19 protein-coding genes are annotated in these 15297 nt (G+C 40.7%); all 19 read right to left on the bottom strand.

The features are described from left to right. Window positions 1-14: 14 nt before the first annotated feature. From RCP16_RS11795 to RCP16_RS11885, 19 genes are read right to left on the bottom strand one after another with little or no spacing between them, the layout of a single operon-like run. Complete coding sequence (locus tag RCP16_RS11795; protein ID WP_308640343.1) at window positions 15-449, bottom strand: hypothetical protein; 435 nt, start codon at window positions 447-449, stop codon at window positions 15-17. Window positions 450-472: 23 nt separating this feature from the next. Further along, on the bottom strand, window positions 473-1573 hold the full coding sequence (locus RCP16_RS11800; protein ID WP_308640344.1) for a phage tail sheath protein: 1101 nt from the start codon (window positions 1571-1573) through the stop codon (window positions 473-475). A 21-nt stretch (window positions 1574-1594) separates the two neighbouring features. After that, window positions 1595-1828 (bottom strand): hypothetical protein, encoded by a 234-nt coding sequence (locus tag RCP16_RS11805; RefSeq protein WP_308640345.1) that lies wholly within the window; start codon window positions 1826-1828, stop codon window positions 1595-1597. Then, the gene (locus RCP16_RS11810) at window positions 1815-2357 is read right to left on the bottom strand and encodes a hypothetical protein (protein WP_308640346.1); all 543 of its coding nucleotides are present in this window, start codon (window positions 2355-2357) and stop codon (window positions 1815-1817) included. Before RCP16_RS11810 ends, RCP16_RS11805 begins: the two co-directional genes overlap by 14 nt. Then, a complete protein-coding gene (locus RCP16_RS11815) occupies window positions 2358-3170 on the bottom strand; it encodes a hypothetical protein (RefSeq protein ID WP_308640347.1) in 813 nt (270 codons plus the stop codon). Beyond that, complete coding sequence (locus tag RCP16_RS11820) at window positions 3145-3885, bottom strand: hypothetical protein (protein ID WP_308640348.1); 741 nt, start codon at window positions 3883-3885, stop codon at window positions 3145-3147. The genes RCP16_RS11815 and RCP16_RS11820 overlap by 26 nt, the downstream gene beginning before the upstream one ends. Continuing rightward, on the bottom strand, window positions 3886-4776 hold the full coding sequence (locus RCP16_RS11825; protein WP_308640349.1) for a hypothetical protein: 891 nt from the start codon (window positions 4774-4776) through the stop codon (window positions 3886-3888). A gap of 5 nt (window positions 4777-4781) precedes the next feature. Then, the gene (locus tag RCP16_RS11830) at window positions 4782-5108 is read right to left on the bottom strand and encodes a hypothetical protein (RefSeq protein ID WP_308640350.1); all 327 of its coding nucleotides are present in this window, start codon (window positions 5106-5108) and stop codon (window positions 4782-4784) included. A 51-nt stretch (window positions 5109-5159) separates the two neighbouring features. Then, window positions 5160-6626, bottom strand: a complete 1467-nt coding sequence (locus RCP16_RS11835; RefSeq protein WP_308640351.1) for a hypothetical protein — start codon at window positions 6624-6626, stop codon at window positions 5160-5162. 15 nt (window positions 6627-6641) lie between these two features. Next, entirely contained in the window at window positions 6642-7577 is a 936-nt protein-coding gene (locus RCP16_RS11840) for a hypothetical protein (RefSeq protein WP_308640352.1), read from the bottom strand. Further along, on the bottom strand, window positions 7561-8676 hold the full coding sequence (locus tag RCP16_RS11845; protein WP_308640353.1) for a hypothetical protein: 1116 nt from the start codon (window positions 8674-8676) through the stop codon (window positions 7561-7563). The genes RCP16_RS11840 and RCP16_RS11845 overlap by 17 nt, the downstream gene beginning before the upstream one ends. Continuing rightward, a complete protein-coding gene (locus tag RCP16_RS11850; protein WP_308640354.1) occupies window positions 8676-10127 on the bottom strand; it encodes a phage portal protein in 1452 nt (483 codons plus the stop codon). Before RCP16_RS11850 ends, RCP16_RS11845 begins: the two co-directional genes overlap by 1 nt. A 15-nt stretch (window positions 10128-10142) precedes the next feature. Beyond that, window positions 10143-11411, bottom strand: coding sequence for a PBSX family phage terminase large subunit (locus tag RCP16_RS11855; RefSeq protein WP_308640355.1), 1269 nt, complete (start codon window positions 11409-11411; stop codon window positions 10143-10145). Beyond that, window positions 11401-12801, bottom strand: a complete 1401-nt coding sequence (locus tag RCP16_RS11860; protein ID WP_308640356.1) for a terminase small subunit — start codon at window positions 12799-12801, stop codon at window positions 11401-11403. Before RCP16_RS11860 ends, RCP16_RS11855 begins: the two co-directional genes overlap by 11 nt. A gap of 37 nt (window positions 12802-12838) precedes the next feature. Continuing rightward, complete coding sequence (locus RCP16_RS11865; RefSeq protein WP_308640357.1) at window positions 12839-13231, bottom strand: BC1881 family protein; 393 nt, start codon at window positions 13229-13231, stop codon at window positions 12839-12841. A 24-nt stretch (window positions 13232-13255) separates the two neighbouring features. Continuing rightward, window positions 13256-13561 carry a hypothetical protein gene (locus RCP16_RS11870; RefSeq protein ID WP_308640358.1) on the bottom strand — a complete coding sequence of 102 codons (306 nt, stop codon included), beginning with the start codon at window positions 13559-13561 and terminating at the stop codon, window positions 13256-13258. Between the two features lie 12 nt (window positions 13562-13573). After that, on the bottom strand, window positions 13574-14599 hold the full coding sequence (locus RCP16_RS11875) for an SGNH/GDSL hydrolase family protein (protein WP_308640359.1): 1026 nt from the start codon (window positions 14597-14599) through the stop codon (window positions 13574-13576). Then, window positions 14599-15051, bottom strand: a complete 453-nt coding sequence (locus tag RCP16_RS11880) for a hypothetical protein (protein WP_308640360.1) — start codon at window positions 15049-15051, stop codon at window positions 14599-14601. Before RCP16_RS11880 ends, RCP16_RS11875 begins: the two co-directional genes overlap by 1 nt. Window positions 15052-15054: 3 nt before the next feature. Continuing rightward, complete coding sequence (locus tag RCP16_RS11885; RefSeq protein ID WP_308640361.1) at window positions 15055-15297, bottom strand: hypothetical protein; 243 nt, start codon at window positions 15295-15297, stop codon at window positions 15055-15057.

The following is a 15297-nucleotide window of genomic DNA, read 5'->3' on the forward strand; positions in this document are numbered from 1 at the left end:
GTGAGGGCATCATATTATGCTGATTCCGGTTTACCATAGTCAGCAGATAAATAAGTCCATGTTGCGTTTTCACCGCTCATTGCACCAGCGGTGAATGTTTCAGAAGACTCTTGCAATGTACAACTGCGATATACGATAACAATATCGTTTGTATATTTATCAGTCACTTCGATATCAAAAACATCCATATTTAAAATACCGATTCCATAGCTTGATAATCCAAGTTCTGCTAAAGACTTTTTACGAATACGGTACTTCTCCAATGTCACAGTGCCTTCAACACGTAAAGCAACAGATTCTTGCGGCATGATAGATCCAATTTCATATTGGTTTTCTGTACCAAAACTTCTACGACCGCTAATACTTTGCGCACGTCCTACTTCTGCTCCCTTAATTTTCAAGCGGATCGTATGACCAGCGTGAGCAGGTTGGTCTTTAACAACAGACATGTGTTTCCCTCCTTTTTAATCAATTACAATGTGAAGTGGCTAGTCATAAAGAAATTGTTGATTGGCAAAGTTGGTTTACCTTCCCAATCCAGATAAAACGATGTATCCTCTTGGCGTACTTTGACGGAATCAGGAACATAAGCTGTGATCCAGTTCTGTTTTTGAAAAGCTTGTAATCTAGATACCAGATCGTTATAGATCGTAACAGCGATACCAGCAACTGCTGCTTTACCTACATAAGTGTTTTCAAAATAGGTTTCTAAATCGGCACTCATATCATCTTTCAAGGTAGTCACAGACAGTTCGCATTGTGTTAAGTCCGCGCTTGGTGAAAGAGTGATACCTTGGACAATACGAAAGCCCACATTCTTGACCTGTTCAACAGGACAAATGCGGGCTTCCAATAGTGTTTCGATTTCTAGACCGATATATACTTTTTCCAAACCATCGAACTTAACAAGCTTATAAGTAACAGGTTCTTGTGATACTTGCCCTGCCCAAATACCTGCTACTGCGGCAGCCATATAGTAACCTGGTTTGGCTACTTTGTTTCCATCACTGTCTGCAACTAATGGACAAGGTGTAACGATCATACCGCGCTCGGTTGGCATTGATGTAGCTAATGCTTTGATCTCTGCTACTGTTGCGCCTACTTTGTGACCATAAAACCCTCTGCGGCGCTTGCGGTTTTTCGTATTAGACATAAACGAAATGTGCGTATCAATCTTTGCCCAAATAGCAGATTTTGTAGTGAGTGGAATAATACCAGCCACTTCTTCAGTCTGTAGCAGATCAATCGCTGTCTGCCACTCGGCATCTGTACTGCCTGCCACTGCATCAGCAACTGTTAGTGGAGATACTGCAATCAGATCAGCACCATGTCGCCAAGCAATATTTAATACGTCGAGCATTTCACCAGAGCCTACCACTGCGGCTGCATCTTTTGGATCATTGAAATAAGATACTTGGTTAGCAGGAAGTGTACTGCCTGTACCAGCTAATCCTACGACTGCTAGAGACTTGAGTGATCCCAATGTGACTGGTACCATTCCTGCCGAATCGACAATCGAATTAGCGCCAGGACGTTTAATCGTCGTGCCGCCAAACGAAATATTAATAGCCATGTTGTTCCTCCTTATAAATAATTAATAATGTCGAGCAGATTGCTTCTGTAGAACTTCATTCCACTCTGCATCTGTTCTGTCATTTAAAAGATCAGGCTGTTGCAACGCTTCATGACGAAAGCTTGCTACTAATCCCATGTGAACAATATGCGTTTCTAAATATTGATCTAATGTGATTTTCTCAACAACAGCAGTTTTATTCGCAATTTTCCCGTCTGGTCTTGGTTCTGTAGGAATGCCTTCATTTTGTGCCAATACTTACCCCTCCATTCACTGTAATATCAGTAATTGCTTGTACATGTTCTGTTATATCTACATCAAGCGGATTGGCATACGATATAATGATGCTCGCCCAGTACACAGGAAAAGGAACAATCTGACTACTAAAATCACTTTCATCCTTGCCACCTTCCATCGTAAAGCTTCGAACACCTAACCCAACGATATACTTACTAAAAACCATTAGGAGTGCTTTGAGTAGACGGTATACTTTCTCACGTTCATCTGCATTGGTATGCCAAATACGTACTTCCATAGATTCTTGAAAGTACGTGCTATAGATTTCAGTATATTGAAATTCTTCTTCATTAAATTCAGATCCACCGAAATCGCCTAATGTATGCATAGACTGGCTATCTGCCACACGATTAATACCAATACAAGGAATATCGCCATGGTTTTGTGGATCTGATTTCACTATACCGATTTTCACTTTAGCTGTAGTAAAAGACCGCTTCAAAAACTGGAGCAGTTCTTCTTTTACATCAACACTATTGAATTCCAATTAATCACCCCCTAATCCAGCCGCCGCTAGATCTGCTTGGAACCCTTCAAGGATCATGTCATTGATCTGATCTTGAGTATTTTCGATGACAGCATCTCGAATCGGTTTAGGCTTAATTGCAGGACGCATCCAACTTTTAGCTGGTGAGTTTTCAGATAGTCTACGAAAAGTCATATACTGTGTATGACCATCCTTATTCATTTTGACCATGCCTTGATGTTTACCAGACTTCCATGTACTACCTGCACCAGGATGATTACCTGCTCGACTGACCTGACCCGTATTGCTTTCTTTGATACGTCCGCCCCAATCATAGGTTCGGGTAGGTAAGGTAGATGTAATGCGACTAAAGCTAAGCTTTCTGGCTTGTTCATAAATGCGTCCGGGCATTGCATTATTAGCAGACCCGGGCGCTCCATGACGAAAAGGAACCGTAAGATACTTCTTACCATTCTTTCCGACCTTCACCCTCGAAGAAGTTAAAAGCTTAGGCTTCATATCTCTGGCTTCTTGACCCGTTTCAATAGACTCCCCATGCTTAGAACTAGTAAAGATTTCGCCAGTCATCGAATCAGGAAATCTCAATCCATTTTGGATACTTCGCACATAGTCGCCTGTCTGTATACCCACTCGAAATGTTCCACCACTAAAACTCACATTCACACCTGAAGCATATTCTACCCAAGTCGATTGAATGAGCTGTGCAGCTTCACGTATAGCGGATTCTGTATACGGCAATTTGTTACCTTTAGAAAGACGTGCTATTACATATTCAAAATTAGGTAATTCAACTTGTATGGTTGGCATGCTCATGTAACACACCTCCCGGATAATACCGAAGTATAACCGTTCTCGGAAATTCTTGATTGTTCTGATGACGTGGACGTGGCAACGTCATATAAACTTTGTATACAGGCCGATGCATATAAACTACCGAATACTGCTGTCCCTCTTCTGGTTGGTTACCGATCCAATCGATGTGAGCGCCCGAAAAAGTATAATCTTCTGGCATGTATAATGTCGTTTGACCTGTTTCTGAATCATGTGTACGAATAGATAAGATTTTGGTGATTTTAGGATTAAGCAATGTATCTGCTGGGCGATTACGCAACTCAGAAGATTTGATTAACACCTCGGACGTCTTCACTTCATCATCAATTAATGTAATTAGATCACCAATTCCTGCATAAAACATAGGTACTGGCTCCCGACCACTTAAATCAAACCCACCTGCAGGTGTACGTTTAAGCATATTAGCAGATACCGTCATTAATGCATCCCCAACTTCAAACATACCTGCATATCCTAGAAAATCTTTGTTTGTAGTAACGTTCTGTACTGCCCCTCTACAAACAATACCTTGCTCATATACATAGCCCGTTCCCGAGCATGCTTTGCAGTTATAATCTGGTTGTCCACTATCCATATTGAAACAGGAGCATATGACTGCTTCTTGCCACAACACATCACGACCATGCCTTGCTAAAAGATCCTCGTATTTCTGCTCATGTAATTGAAGATTTGCCAATTAAATCCCTCCCATCGTAAAGCCACGCATCTTAGTTCTAGCGCCACCTTTACGCGGATCAAAGAACTCTGCAATCTCCGATTGAAGTTGTGTAATATGAGCAGAATAAGTGCCGTACATAGCGCTGGCAGTCGATTGGAATGATTCACTAATACCATCTAAGCTCAATGAGTATCCTGCCATACCCGCTAATGTAGAATCACCAGCTACTCCAAGAACATCAACCGTAGCTTGTTTGGCGACAATCGTTTTGATGTCTTGAGTAAGCTGTGCAGGAGTAAGACCAGCAACGTAATCAACATGAAAAACTTGAGGTGTCCTTGATAGTAAACCTGTTGAGAATGGTGTTGATCCGTAAGCCATACCATAACCAGTACCTGCCGTTAGTCCATTACCACCACGGTTCACAATCTGTAGCTGTGAGTGTTTTTTATTGAGTTTGATCCACTCCGGGTACCGCATAAAATCAACTGTCATCTGCCCTGCATAACTCACTAATCTGAACATACTCACCTCAATAGCATAGCGCTGTCGAAGCTGGATAAACCCGTAATTCGACCACTTCTGTATATCGTAATCATAGGGCTGTTCTTCTAGTTCATAGTCTAGTCCCTGAATCAAGCCACGGTCATCGGGATTACACGCAATAATAGTGGGCTTCAGCAGAATACCTAGCCTGCGTTCTGTCTCCTTAACAGCAGTCATTAAGAATCCTAAGATATCTTGATCATCCATGGATCGACCTTGTGCATCTGCCAAACTTAGACCATATGTCCATCTGCTACGAATTTCAGCAGGTGTTGGTAATCCAATAGGTGAAGTAATCTCAACACTCGTTTGCATTCCCGATTCATCTAGTACAGGTTCAACTACATAGTAAGGAATAATCATGTCGATTACTCCTTACTTGCTTTAGAAGAAGATTTAGCAGTTGTAGTAGCTTTATCCTCTGCTGCTGGAATATCGTCTGTAACTGGATCAGAAGCAGTCTGATTCTCTTTTTCATCAGCTACCGGTGGCACATCATTATTCACACCATCTGAATCTTTAGAAGATTTGCTTTGAGACTTTTTATCGATCACTTCTTTATATCCAGGAATAGATAAAAGGATATCTGCGACATCCTCAGATACATCAGCAATACCTTTTTCATCAAATTCAATAGTTTCGGACAATACTACTGTTTTAAGCGGATATTCTCCGCCAATCTTTTGGATCTTCATGTATTGGCTCCTTTCAATTCAAAATAAAAAGAGAGAGTATTAAACTCTCCCTTAGCGTAGAACGGGTTTAACAGTACCAAATGAAGGCTGATCATACGATGGAGCATACATTTCACGGTTACTGTTAACACCCAATGTACCTACATTTTTGAATATAACAATACGACGTGGATTGTACACCTGCAGCATTCCAAACATCAAAATCATAAAACGTGATGTGGTATCTACTAAACCAAGTGGAACGCGCATAAGATCGGCTAGTTTTTTGAATGCTAATACATCATCTGCATCATTGTCGATCAGGAATGCGTACTGAGAACCTGGAATATTTGAACCATCATCAATAAGCGTTTGATTAACACCTTCACCTGAATCTGCAACTTCTACCATAAACTGTGCCTGTGCTGGATCACTTTTATATCCGCGGTACACTTTATAACTGGTAGCTGAAAGTTTAGGATCACCGTTTAGAACGCGAGGAATGACAATACTAACCTTCTGTCCTGCCGGTACTGCAATAGAGTCAGTAACTTTAGGTGCAGACTCTCCCACAGCACCTTTAGCACTAATAAAGTAGAAATATGTCCCTGCTTCTAAACGCGAATTAGGATCATCTGCTGAAGATACAACAGCGCTAGAAGGAATAGCAGGAGAATCCTTTTGCGACAATGTTTTAGGCGCTCCTTCTGGTTTTAAAAATTTATCATTTTTGAAAATAATTTTTCCTGAGTTAGATGCATATCCATCTACTGGTTGACCCATAGTCACTTCAGCACCAATATTGATAATACGTTGACGACCAGCAGGACCAGTAAATAATTTAGCAAAATCCTTGTGTACTTGACTAGTAAGATACAACTCTAAATTTGATCCGCCCATATTATCCGATATAATTGTAGCTGCATCTTCTAAGATCGATTCTGATAAAGGTTGACCACGCATATCAATAATGTGTTCTGATTCATAAGATCTACCTTTAACAAATCGTTTAACTTGCGATAGTATTCCATCGAATGCTAGTGGATTCTTAGAACTATCACCAAAGAAAAGATTTTTTTCGACTTGTTGAAGTAACCACATTGTTCCACTGCGCACTTCCGATGTAACAGCATCTCCATTACCTACAGTGGTTACAATTTGTCCGGGCATTGTTACTCCGCGAGTCACACCCATAAACTTCACTAATCCTGTTTGGCGAATATAATTACTATTGCGTTCTATCGGTCTGCCGCCTTCAACAATAAATGGATCTCCATCATTTCCGTAGCTATCTTGAACATTAAATTCTTCTACTGTACTGTAAGCTGCTTTCTTACCAATTGACTTCCAAAGGCTCAAATGTTCTTCTTTAGCAGTTACTACACGAAGAGTCGATTCCAATGATTGAGGACGAATGGCAGACATGTCACCATATAATCCCTCACCATAAGCTGGCCCCGGAGTACCTGTACCCATTGCTTTCATTAATTGTTCAAATTCTGGCTTAGTTAATGCTCCTAATTGTGCTTCAAAATCCATACTTATGCCCCTTTCTTAGACCCCAAATTTTTCTTTCAGTTCTGCCGGCAGATTTAACTGTTCTAACGGCGTACCGGTTTCATATCGAATAACTTCAGTACCAGACAAATTGCCTGCATCAAATGATTTGTTCAATTCATTCATAATTTCTTTTTGGGTAAGTTCTTCACCGTCTTTAGGACGGGCAATTGTTTGGGTATTGCTCGTAACACTTTTACGCATCTGTGGTTGATTGAATGATTTGCGCAACTCTTCCATTTCTGTTTTGAGTGTTGCGTTTTCTGTTGAAAGTGATTTAGCTAATTCCAGCACTTCAACATTTTGCTTAATGATTTGAGTCATTGATTTTTCTAAACCGCTCAATTGCATGGTAAGTTCTGCTGTATTGCCTTGATCTTGATTATTAACTGTCATATTTTCTTCATCTCCCTGTGTGAATGATTTAACAAGTTCTGCATAACTAGTGGTATTGACCGGATTCATGGTTAACACCACATTACGCAGAACAGATTTAAGAATTTTTCCTGTTTCGCGACAACGTTCAATTACTCCGCCTTCTATAGACCAGCCAACACTACGACTGCTCTGCGATTTCTGTAAATCTTCAATAGCTACTACTGCTTGCATAGCTAAATCGCGGTTAGCAAAAAGACGAGCTTTTACGAACACGCCATTGACTGATTTTTTGAGTGTTGGGTGCATATACTGCCCAATCTGAACATCCATAGGTTCGCCAATAAACTGATTGGGCGAATTACCATGCTCCCACTTAATCCAGCCTTTTTCTAGGAAGTAAGAGGTATCCATACCATCTGGCGTAATCGTATCGCCTTGCAGATCCTCGTCATCCGATGAAATAACACCCTGTACGATATAATCGCCTTGACCGTCTACCTCTACTGATTTTTCAAGGGGTACAAATAATCGAAATGTATCATCTGTTCTTTTCACTGTTCTCACCTCCTCTCCGGTTATAGACTTTGATCCAGCGGTGACGGCAATTTGGATGAAGTGGAGCGCACGCCCACCAATCTGCCGCTTTCCGACCTACATTACTTTTGCCAGCCCATACATGTGTATTGCCGTCTGCTTCAGGACTTTCAGATACAATGAAGGTCTTACCTTCTAGAATCTTCTGGCAGTGTTTGCAGGAGCCAGGAACATTAGCTACTCGAACCACATCGCCTTGCTTGAGTGAAGCAATATATGCATCGTTTGTAGCCATAGCTAATTCGGTAATCGCTACACGTCGCCAGTCCCTATTTTGATCGGAGTACACGTCAAAGAGCGCTTGAGAGAGTTTGTTAACTCCCCAGCGCTCTTTGAGTGACTGTATGACGATCTGCTTCACACCTGCTCTGTGATTATCGGCTATCTGTGTTACCTTATCAGCTGCGCTAAGTATTGCGTGCTCCATACTACTAATTTCTAGTGGAGATAGGGATACAATCTCAATCTGCTCCTGCTGATCCCATATTTCCATCGGAAACGGCTCTTTTATAGCCATTTTGAGTGTGTCTGGTAATTTGTCTATCATACTGATATCTAATGCTTCATTAACTTTTGATCGTAAATGACCTACAAGACTGGATCGTACAATATACTTTTCTGCCAATTTATCAAGTAATTTGAACTTGTATCGAAGCAGGTCATCAATCTTTTTGATCATACTTGCAGAGTCGTTACTACCACGCTTAAATATCTTCTTCAGCGCAGAACTCTTTCTTCTGATCTTATTGATCCAATCCACGATACGATTCTTATCACCTTTAGCTTTTTGTAGATTGTCTACTGGGAGATCAAGCAATGCAATGACTTCTGCCAGTGCTTCTTGTGCTACCTCATCCAGCTCGCTATAAAAATCATCTTCTAGCTTGGTAATCAACGGATCATCTGATGATTCCCACATACTGCGACCTTCAACTTTATCTTTAGGATCGATCGGTAGCGGTATATCCAAAGCTTTACGTAACTGGTCAATGACCTGCTGTCGATCCTCAAGACTAGCAGATCGCAGTTCAGGTGGTAATTTGATATTCACTGTAGGCATTAATAATCACCCCATGAGATTACAATATCGAGTGACTTTTCTAAATCCTCTTCATTCTTATCTGACAGATCATCTTCTGGATCGTCATCTGCTGTATTCTCAGCTTCTGGCTGTACTTGAGCCATATATGCTTGGATAAGAACAGCATTAGCAGGAGCGTGCATCCACTTCGCATCTGCCGGTACCGGAAGACCTCTTTGTTCCCGTACTTCTGCAACAGTAAGTATTCCCATATTCACGTCATCTTTTAGACGTTCAGCTTTACGCTTCTCTTCTTCATCATCCAAGCCTGTCCAATAGAAAGCGAACTCAGGAGCGATAAGGTCAATAATGTTTTGATTAAACGCATCTGATAAAAAGTGCATTAATGGTACAAAGCCTTTATCCTTGCTGCTATCTATCTTCTCAGCTGTATTGTCTGACTGGCTCATACCACTACTTGAGGTCCATGATTTGAAACCTACTTCATTCGGATCAATCTGATAGACTGCACATGAGATATTGAATAAGAATTCCAGAAATTCATTGAACTGCATATCCTGGTTACTCGATTTGAAAGGTGTGAACTTAAAACCACTACCCTCTTCCATGCCCATAACCGGTACTGCCCACTTACCCTGCGCACCACTCGTAAGATTCTGCCAATGGCGTGCAAATGCTTCAAAGTCTTCTTCATCATATTTACCAATAAACTCAAGCACACCTTGTGGCAGGCTATTGTATGAGAAGTATGACGTGTTATAGCGAACACCATTGATGATTCCTGTCACGATCTCTACCAGATTTTCTAGTTCACTCATACCAAAATCGCTATATTCCAACTCTGTTCGGGGATTTCGGATACAATAAGCCAACTCTTTACGGCTATATTCTGCTGCTATCCTGCCCTCTACACGTTGTACATAAGTAATAGGATCGGGTTCATTGTAATCGGTCGTTTTTTGATATTCAGGCGCAGTATACGCCGCAGATACAGGCGCAGTCGGTAGCAATTCAATCGTAGCCGCATCAACTGCAAATATGTCTGTGACTTCTCCTGCTCTAGTTAGAACGTTCTCCCATGACATAGCATCCAACGTCAAAGTATCTCTAGTAATCCGTCTTAGAAATTGGTTAAAGTTATCATTCCGTTGAGGATTACTCCAAGAACCAGTTTTCAAAAAGAATTCTTCCAACTGAAACGCTCGTTGTTGTGCAGCTTTACTCATTTTCTGCTGTGGATTCTTAAACCCAATCTTAAAGCCCAAGTCACCCTCAAATCTCGGACGACGTGAGAACCGCGCAACCTGATTAAGACGTGTATTAATAATGGCTGCTATAGCAGGTACTTTAGCCATATTCCGCAATGTAGAATAAGAGAGCATGTTCTGCTTAGTGCGTGTACCACCTACACCAAGTGACGTAGGCAGGATAACCGCAGATTTAGCCTTTTTCGATGGCGTACTTTCCAAAAATGTTCACCCCCTTCATGTAAAGAATTTGGAACGACGTGGTTTACCAAGTACTTCGTGGATTACGTAACGCAAGGCATCCATAGCATGGTCATGTTTTTTGATCGGCTTATCATCACCCCGATCCTGCGCTTTGGGGTCCCAAATATAACTAAAAAACTCTTTGATCGTTTCGCTACATAGCGAAGATACAAAGAGCTGCTTTTCCTTGATAGCGACTGCTACAGATTCAATGCCTGGCAAGACTTCATTGTCTGCCTCCTCTATACGCCGTACACCAAGTTTTTTCAATTCAGTTATAAATCCTTTTGCAGATGGATCGACAAAGATTTTCTTGATATCTATACCGGTGATAAACTCCACAAAGTCTCTAGCATAGTCAGACGGTGCTTTAGCGTCACTTACTCCGCTATGGTAATATTCTTTGATTAGGTATAGCTTCTTATCTAATTCCCCGAATAGCAGGAACACTGTCGCATTGGTATGCCCATAATCGACACCTACATAGTATTTGACGTATTCCGCTGGCAGATTGCCAGGTACTATAACATGATCGGATTCATCGAACATATCATAGATAACACCCTCTGCCATTGCCCATAAGCCAAGAATATAGCGTTTAAAAAACACACCGCTGTACATAGAACGATAACGTTCTTTAATACGTTCCGATAAAGAGAGATTGTCATTCATGGTAAAGTGCAGATGGATAAGTTTCTTTTCAGCTACTTTATCGATCCAATTCGTTTTAAACCAATGATAAGGACCATCAGGGTTGCAGTTAAACCAGAACTTAGAACCATCTACTGAACAACGTCCGGTGGCTTGGTTAACGAATGATTCTGGCATCAACGCAACTTCATCGAAGAACATACCAGCTAGAGTAATACCTTGAATCAAGTCCTGCGATCGTTCATCTTTACCACCAAAGATATAGAAATAGTTCTCCACACCTTTTTTAGTGACAGTGACCATGTTATCGGCACGCGCATCTTTTACCTTGTATCCGCGGCTGACCAGCATAAGCTTCAGCCAGAATAGTACGTTCCGCCGGAAACTGCCGATCGTTTTGCCAGCCATACCAAAGTTCTGTCCTTGAAATGTTTCCATCGCCCACATGACATAAGAAAGCGACATTGATACTGTTTTACCGCTTCGGATCGCTCCGTCTGCGATAATACCATCCATATCGTGTACAGCAGATTCTTTTTTCCACCAAGCAAGCACTTGCTTTTGTTTATCAGAAAAAGGATGCCAATTGAATTTAGGTTTTTTAATCTTCATTTGGCCATACCTCAGCAGCTATGACACCTAGCGCTTCCATGAAACCATCATCTTCAGTGTCATCGTCCAACTCTTCGCCACGCAGTTTAGAAATCTCAACACGAGCTTTCTCAAGTTGTGCTTTCTGCATTTCTGTGAGGAAATCAGTATACTTCTCTAATGCTTTCAAAGCACTGATCTTACTATGCAGTTTTATACTTACGCCATCCCTGCCCATCTTTACTTCAGATATGACAGTTCCGTCGACTTCATCACTCTCATGCAGGTCTACAAAACCCATCATTTCCATAACTGGATTGCCGTCTGCATCTTCGACAATGCCGTATTCATCACGAACAGGCATTTCTCTAGTGCCAAAAGCCACATAGTCAGTCATATCAGCAAAAGCAATTTTCATGTACTCCATAACGATCCGTTGAACGCTCAATCCTAATCCATCGATCATATCGGTTTTGAAACGTTCTATTTCACGCTGTATTACAGGCTTTCTTAAGTTTTCAAAGCCAATAGCGTATGCTGTTCTCTTACTATAGCCTGCTGCCATTGCCGCTCTTGTTGCATTGAAATCCCTAAGATACTCCAAAATAAACACGCGTTGCTTCGTTGTTAGACCGTCTTTATCTGCAACCTCTACATCTTCTTCAAGAAGAGACTCCTGTTTCTTTGGAACGTTCTTTATTTGATTGGAACGCTCCGTATTTATGGAACGTTCCATATTCATTTCGGAACTATCCCGTTTCACTCTCTTCTTAGGAGATTGCTCGTTTTCAAATATAGTTATCTGATCTGCAAATACTTCATGATAACCGCTGTTATTGGCTTCTCCAACTAAACCAATACGCTCCATTCTACTAAGCATATTGAATGCTCTAACTTTATTTGTAGACAGGTATTTTTGGAGATCAGCCATACAGACATGTTCATGTTGTTTTAACATTCTTACAGCCACATGGAATACCATATCAAAATCATGCTTGGTATCTTCATCATTGGATGGTTCAACAATAGATTGATTTGTCTTTGCTATTGCATCGATCTTTTTAATGAATACTTCTCTAGGTTCATTAGCTATAGCATCGCCAATCAAACCTTGTTGTTCCATCGCATCAATTAACCTAGCTGCTCTTGTATAACCGACTCTCATACGTCGTTGCAGTGATGATACAGATGCTTGTTTAGATTCCTTTACAATCTGCACAGCCTTATCGAATAGTTCGTCCTTATCTACTTTTAATGTAGATGCATCCCAATTATCTTTAGCTTTCCAGCCACGAACTGTACCGGCTGATATACCAAGCTTTGCAGCAATATCTACTAAGCTAATATTACCTTTAGCTGCTTGGTATATCTCAAAAGCTTCATCCCGTTTGGGGTCTCTCTGTCTCCCCACTACATGTCACCACCCCCGGTGTCTTTATATATTTCAGTTAGTCTTGATTAACGATAATTGTTGCAGGCCCTTCAATTTGTGCGCTAGAGTTACTTTTGTGTAAAGTCCATACATGTCCTGGCGGTATAATATATTCAAAAAAACCTGTACGCTTATTCAATTCCGCAGTCAATGATTGAGTCGTTACTTTAGAAAAAATATCTGCCTCGCTTACATGAATTTCTTTTTCCAAAGTAACTACTTCTTCAGATACATAATCAATATATTTGATTTGAATCCAGGGAATGAATGTCTGCTTACCTTCATAGTTGCAGATAACTACTCCAAATTCGTCTGCGGTATGAAGCAACCGTTTCTCAGCTGCATTTCCATCCTTTGTCCAGACGGTTACTAAACTGCCGATATGATCTACCAAGTTAGCATTTAACAAGATTTTATCCTCCATTCTGATAACTTACCAATCGCCAATGACACTTACGTTACCACCAGTTATTGTTTTTACATCGACAATGAATGCAGATAGCCCAGATACATCAAAGCGCCATACTTCCTTTAGACCGCCTGATGTTCCAGTAGCTAAATCAGAAAGACGTACTCCCATGATCGGATACTCTGCTAAACTGATTGATCTACATAGAAAATTGACTGTAGCGGAAGAAGCTGTACCAAAAATTTCAAGTGTGATCTGCTTCTTTTGTCCAACTACTGTCGGAATCTTTATTGGAGCTTCTGTGGCACTAATAAGTGTTAATCTTTCCATTTCTATATCCCCCTATAAAAACTTAGCAAATGGACTACCGGATGATAAGAACAATGCATCAACCATTGTATGTGCAGCTAGGTTGTCGCCTACTGCGTCTAGATGAATACCATCACTTTGAAAAGGAGTCACTGTTGATACTGTATTGTTTGCTACAGTCGTATTAATATCTATAAGTGGTAAGTTGTACTTCATCGCTAACTCACGAATCTGCCCGTTCACTTTGTTCCAACTAAAAGCATTCAGTCCATTACGTGGCAAAATGGTACACAGCGCAATAGGTATTTTAAATTCTTCAATACATATTTTGATCGCCTTCTCAATATTTGCTTTAGAATTGATTTCAGGACGTGGTAAATCGTTGGTATTCATCATCCACACAATACCTGCAATGCGTCTGCTAATAATTTCATTTCGCATGAAACGTACATAGTCACTGCTGATACTTGGACGTGTGACATACTCAATTCGAAGCTTATTATTGGGTTTATAGTTAGCAATCAGGCGTTTACCTTGCTTATCTACCCAGCCACCTTGTCGATCTCCATTACTGTCCATATAAAAAGCGATTGTGTTCGGAAGCTTTTCGCCTGCTGGCATATCAGGATCAAGCATGGTAATCCAGTTGACACCTATCGTTGTTCCTGATGATTTAGAACCTGATATTCCTTTACAGACAACTTTAATGACATGTTTTGTTCTTGGTAAACCAGATAAGCAAACAATGGCTGCGTTTTTCATACTGTTTGTTTGACCATCAATGTAAACGTAACAATCAACGTCTATTAGCTTCAAAGTACCGTCCACATAAATATCAACGAGACCCGCAAACTGGCTGGCAAACATATGGATAACAGCATCTGTGAAAACAATCGCCCCACTATCAAAAGTGGCTGTTTCTCCTGCCGCTGTAGCCGTTGCGTATTTTGCTCCATTATGACCACTGTTATCAGCCTGCCCTGTCGTCCATCCAGTTGAATAACTCCACTCATTTCCATCCGAGTTAGCACGATAATCGGGAAAGATTAGATCTGCCATTACACCACCACACTTTCTAGTGAAGTAATGCCTCCAAAGATGGCACCTGTCGCATTTGTTTCTACGTATTTGTAAAATGCAGCTATTACAGGTCCTGTTACAGTACGTTCGTACAAATATTTACTAACAATGACATCTCCAATAACTACATTTGCTTGAGTACTGGTAATATTAACTTCTCTAAAATTAACGCCATCAAGCGAGTAGTAAATTGTAAATATCCCATTATTCATAGAATTTAGGCTAAACGTAATTTGTTTTGAAGATGTAAATGGTCTTATAAGAGATTTATATGTTGCATTGGCTAATGTTGAGATAGCTGTATCATTCCATGTACCGTGTAACATAAAGAATCTGCTAAGATCCCGAGAGATAAAAGATTTAATATCCTTATCCGATTCTGTTATGGCTTTAGCCGCTTTACCTAGAGCGGCGGCGGCTAACAAATCCATGTACTATGCCTCCTCATTAGTTGTACGATCTACACGCTGTACGAGTTCGATCAAGTACTGTTTGACTTCTTCATGTGAATAATTATGCCCTTGAATATCATTCAAATACGTATCAAGCTTACCGCCTTCATACTTGACACCAATGGTTTCAGGATCGTTAATGACCGCAAAGCAATCTTCGTAGAACGTTTTTGATTGTTCGTCTACTTTAGATAGACGTTTGATGAATTCAGCTATTGGATTCAT

The sequence above is a fragment of the Paenibacillus nuruki genome (genome assembly GCF_963311185.1).
Lineage (GTDB): Bacteria > Bacillota > Bacilli > Paenibacillales > Paenibacillaceae > Saccharibacillus > Saccharibacillus nuruki.